The sequence below is a fragment of the Christiangramia sp. genome (assembly GCF_029937855.1).
Lineage (GTDB): Bacteria > Bacteroidota > Bacteroidia > Flavobacteriales > Flavobacteriaceae > Christiangramia.
Genome location: NZ_JAPYPC010000025.1, coordinates 61,086 through 65,283, shown reverse-complemented (window position 1 = coordinate 65,283; position 4,198 = coordinate 61,086). Strand labels below are relative to the sequence as shown.

Here is a 4,198-nt window from a genome sequence, read left to right as displayed (position 1 = left end):
TAGTAGTTAGTAGTTAGTAGTTAGTAGTTAGTAGTTAGTAGTTAGTAGTTAGTAAATTTATAAATTTTAGCTTAATGTATAGGGTTTCTCTTTAGAAACTGGAAACTGGAAACTGGAACTACGCCTACGAACTATAAACTACAACTTGTTAATATACTGTTATTCCAGTGATCATGCTGGGCATTCTTTCTATTCCTCCTTATCTTGTTAAAACTAAAAAAGAACACAATTTTATGGAAAATATATTAATCGCCGGGGCTACCGGTCATACAGGAAAAAGGGTAATCGAGATCCTTAATAATTCTGAAAGTTTTAATCCGCTTGCGCTGATTAGAAAAGAAGAACAACGTCAGCAGTTTGAAGATATGGAAGTAGAAGCCGTGATGGGAGATCTGGAAGGTGATGTAAGCCATACCATGAAAGGCATAGACAAAGTGATCTTTGCAGCAGGTTCCGGTGGAAGTACGGGAAAAGACAAGACCATTGCCGTAGATCTTGAAGGCGCAAAAAAACTGATAGATGCCGCTAAAAATGCAAATGTCAAAAAATTCGTCATGCTAAGTGCCATGGGAGCTGATGAACCTTCAAAAAATGAAGATTTAAAACATTACCTGAAAGCTAAAAAGGAAGCTGATGAATATTTAAGAGATAGCGGACTAAATTATACCATTGTGCGTCCAGGAACCCTTACAGACGATCTTGGACTTGCAAAAGTAAAGGTTGCCAAAGATTCTCTTAATGAGCGAGGTGAGATTTCCAGAGATGATGTCGCTTTTATTCTGGTAATGTCACTGGCAGATCCTTTAGTAAAGAATGTGACTTTTGAAGCTATTGAAGGAGAAGAGTCCATTAAAACTGCTTTGATAGAACTGAGTCAGTTAGCATAAATCTTTTATAAGTAGATCACTCATGTCTGGTTAAAGAAATTAGATGGATTCGCTTTTAGAAATAAGAAGCTAGATTTGAACTTAACTGACTGATAAATGAAAGAAGTTGGAAATTGTGTCTTTCAAGATCACATTCAAAAAATTGTAAATGCAGGGCATAGATAGTAGTAAAACGCTTTAAACTATTGAAAATTCCGGGTTTCTGATTTGTTCCTTAAAATTTTTATCGGATACTATTGTAATTATATAAATAAACCTTCCAGATTATAACTGCAAGGTAGGACATGAGGAAATACACTCGACTAATCAGTAGTTCCGGTCTTAAAACCAGTTTTCACCAACCTCGGATCTGTTTGCGTCGCCTGCCGGGCAACCCATCTAATGTCTAGAGAAATATAACCAAGGTCATACATCACTTTGCCAAAGCATTTATAGATTCCCCGGGTCCTGAGCGGGTATTTTTCAGCAACTTTAGGAAAAAGCACCACATCAAAGACACCTCCGTCCTGATCGTAGAAGGTTCCAAAATACATGTATTTTCCATTAGAGGTTCCGATTTTCCTGGAGTTTATCAGGTTTCCGTAGATTTCTATTTCCTGATTGATATAATTTTTTAGATCTTCAGCAGTAATAGTATTGGTAATAGAATCTTTTAATAGATCAAACTGATTACAAAGGGGGAATCCAAGAAGTTCCATCTGGTCATAAGCTTCGGTTAATAATGAATATTCAAATTCTGGAAGTTCAAAATCACGATGCTGAGGTTTGAATAATAAAGCCTGACTAATCTTTGGCTTACTTTTATGCAGTTTAAAATATGCCTTCCACAGCAATTCATGTTTATCTATTCCGGTAAATCTAAACGCATTGCTCTTCAATAAAAGACTTAACTGTTCAATAGAAATATGAATTCGGTCTATAAAATCATCCAGGGACTTAAATGCACCAAAAAATTGCCTGTTTTCCAAAATTTGCTGAATGGTTTTAACTTCCAACTCTTTAATGTATCCAAGACCCAGGTAAATATCTTTTTTATAAATAGTATTGGGGTGGTCGCTTTTATTTATACAGGGCGCATGAATTTTACCTCCGCAATTTCTTATTTCCTGAATATAGGTTTGTAGATCATAAAACCCGCCTCCATTATTTATGGCGGCAACCATAAATTCCAGGGGAAAATACTTTTTCAGGTATAAACTCTGGTAGCTTTCCACGGCATAAGAAGCTGAATGTCCCTTCGGAAATGCATAACCGGCAAAAGAAGATATCTGTTCCCAGACTTCATTGGTAAGATCTATACTGTAACCCCGCTGCTTACAATTTCTTCGGAAAGTTTCTTCGATTTTCTCCATCTGCCCTTTGGAAGTTTTTTTTCCGCTCATTCCACGGCGAAGTACATCTGCATCATCCAGGTCCAGGCCTGCAAATTTGTAGGCTACTTTCATTACATCTTCCTGGTAAACCATTACCCCGTATGTATCCTCCATAATCTCTAACATCACTGGATGTGCCTGTTTTCTAAGTTCCGGGTCACGATGGCGGCGAATAAACTCTTCTTTCATCCCAGCACTGGAAATTCCTGGTCTTATTACAGAACTTGCAGCTACCAGATTCATGTAATTATCGGTTTGTAGCCTGGTAAGCAATCCGCGCATGGCCGGTGACTCCACATAAAAAACTCCCATACAGTCTCCGGTTTTTAAAAGTTCGTTGATGGCTGGATCATTTTTAAAAACCTCTATATTTTCCATTTCCTCAATATTAGCATGAGGCTGATTTTGCTTTATGATCTCAAGGGCATCGGTAATTTTGGAAAGTCCGCGTTGAGCGAGAATATCAAATTTGTGAATACCCACCTCTTCGGCAATATTCATATCAATCTGGATAGTTTGAAAACCTTTGGGCGGTAAAAAAGTACCGGCATAGTTGAATACAGAATCATTCAAAATCAGAATTCCGCCGGAGTGAACACTGAGATAATTTGGGAAACCATCGATCAATCTGCTGTATCTTAACACCAGTTTTTCCAGGTGATCCAGTTCATCAATAGTAAAAAAACCTGAAGATAATCTATCAATATTCTCTTTAGGGAGTCCAAATACTTTGCCTAATTCTCTTACAACAGCCCTGCTTTTAAATGTCACATAGGTGCCCATTAATGCAGTATGCTCATAGGTTCTGAAAATATAAGCTGTTACATCATTCCGGTCTTTCCAGGAAAAATCTATATCAAAGTCGGGCGGAGAACTTCTGTTGGGATTTATAAAACGTTCAAAATAGAGATCCAGTTCAATAGGATCTACATTGGTGATTCCCAGAATATAGGCAACTATAGAGTTCGCTCCGCTACCACGACCCACAAATGGATAATTTTGGGAGCGTGCGTAGTTCACAATATCAAGATTGATCAAAAAATAAGAAACGAATTTCAGCTTTATAATCACCTCAAGTTCTTTTTTTAACCGGACATAGACTTCTTCTTTTTTCTCTGGATATCTTTGCGGCAGTTTTTCATAACAGAGCCTGATTAGTTTTTCTTCATCTCCTTTCTTACTGGTTCCTGCCACCTTTAAATTGCGGTTTTGCTCACGTCCAAATTCAAAATTTACTTCGCAACGATCAATAAGGTTTTGGGTATTTTCCCAGATTTGCGGAAATTCTTCAAATCTTTTTTCAAGTTCCGTTATGGGAAGCATTTTATCTGAAATGGCGCCCTGTTCACTTTCAGAAAGTTTGCTTAAAAGAATATTGTTGTCTATAGCACGTAATAGTCGGTGGGCGTTATAATCTTTTTTATTTCTGAAGCTGACGTTTTGGAGAATGACCAGTTTGTCTTGCATTTTCAGGTAGGCTGAAAACTTTAGTTTTCCAAGACTCGCTGTGGAAACCCCGATAAATTCATTCTCTTGAAAATCTTTTTTCTTTTGGCTGATGATTTTTTCCAGCGGATAAATTATAAAACAATCTTGTAGAAGGGGAGCTTCCGGTTTAAAATCCTGTTTAGCATGGAGATGAAAGGAAAGGTGTTCATTTAATTGGCGATAGCCATTATTGTTTTTAGCAATTCCTACATATTGTTGATCTACTCCATTCCTGAAATCTATTCCTACCAGGGGTTTAAGATTTGTGCCTTTGGTCATTTTCAAAAATTCAAGGCAGGCTGAGGTATTATTAATATCGGTAACGGCGAGTTGTTGTACTCCATTTTGTTTTGCCAGTTCACATAGCTCTTTTGTGGGCATGGTGCCGTAGCGTAAAGAGTAATATGTATGGCAGTTTAAGTACATTTATCAATCTACAATTATCAATTA

2 protein-coding genes are annotated in these 4,198 nt (G+C 37.3%); one reads left to right on the top strand and one right to left on the bottom strand.

All coding sequences use genetic code 11. The features are described from left to right. Window positions 1–233 precede the first annotated feature (233 nt). A complete protein-coding gene (locus Q1K34_RS13170; RefSeq protein ID WP_300439735.1) occupies window positions 234–887 on the top strand; it encodes an SDR family oxidoreductase in 654 nt (217 codons plus the stop codon). A 302-nt stretch (window positions 888–1,189) separates the two neighbouring features. On the opposite strand, the gene Q1K34_RS13165 is transcribed toward Q1K34_RS13170, so the two are convergent. Next, window positions 1,190–4,174 carry a DNA polymerase III subunit alpha gene (locus tag Q1K34_RS13165; RefSeq protein WP_300439732.1) on the bottom strand — a complete coding sequence of 995 codons (2,985 nt, stop codon included), beginning with the start codon at window positions 4,172–4,174 and terminating at the stop codon, window positions 1,190–1,192. Between the last annotated feature and the right edge of the window lie 24 nt (window positions 4,175–4,198).